We start from the raw sequence: 848 nt of genomic DNA on the forward strand, positions 1-848 counted from the left end.
AAAATTGAGTCTGAAATAAATTGTTCAACTCATTTAATTCAAGATTGACAGTAATGCTTCGGTGTTACGTTTTAATTACGAATTGAAATGAGAACTAGCAAATTAACTGAATCAAGCGTTTTGGTATATGAATCTAATTGAAGCTGTACAGTGCTTAAGTGCACAAGACGTCAAACTGTGAATTAAATAAATATTTTATATTTATTTAATTGTCTTAACCCTACTTGTAGGGGTTAACGACTGTTTGGGGTTGTATAGTCAAGTAATTAAGTGCATGTGGTGGATGCCTTGGCAGTCAGAGGCGAAGAAAGACGTGATAGCCTGCGAAAAGCTCCGGGGAGGCGGCAAATATCCTTTGATCCGGAGATTTCTGAATGGGGGAACCCACCTACCTTAAGGTAGGTATCGTATGATGAATACATAGTCATACGAAGCGAACGCGGGGAAGTGAAACATCTCAGTACCCGTAGGAAAAGAAATCAATTGAGATTCCCTCAGTAGCGGCGAGCGAAAGGGGAAAAGCCCATTAAGTTATGTGTGTTTTAGTGGAATGCTCTGGGAAGTGCAACCATAGTGGGTGATAGTCCTGTACACGAAAGGGCACACATAATGATGACGAGTAGGGCGAGGCACGTGAAACCTTGTCTGAATATGGGGGGACCATCCTCCAAGGCTAAATACTCCTGACTGACCGATAGTGAACCAGTACCGTGAGGGAAAGGCGAAAAGAACCCCTGTGAGGGGAGTGAAATAGATCCTGAAACCGCATGCATACAAGCAGTGGGAGCCGACTTGTTCGGTGACTGCGTACCTTTTGTATAATGGGTCAGCGACTTATATTCAGTAGC

1 rRNA gene is annotated in these 848 nt (G+C 43.2%); it reads left to right on the forward strand.

The features are described from left to right. Positions 1 to 256: 256 nt before the first annotated feature. Positions 257 to 848, forward strand: a 23S ribosomal RNA gene (locus HHA42_RS13355); the annotation flags it as partial.

Source organism: Acinetobacter sp. A3 (genome assembly GCF_012371415.1).
Taxonomy (GTDB): domain Bacteria; phylum Pseudomonadota; class Gammaproteobacteria; order Pseudomonadales; family Moraxellaceae; genus Acinetobacter.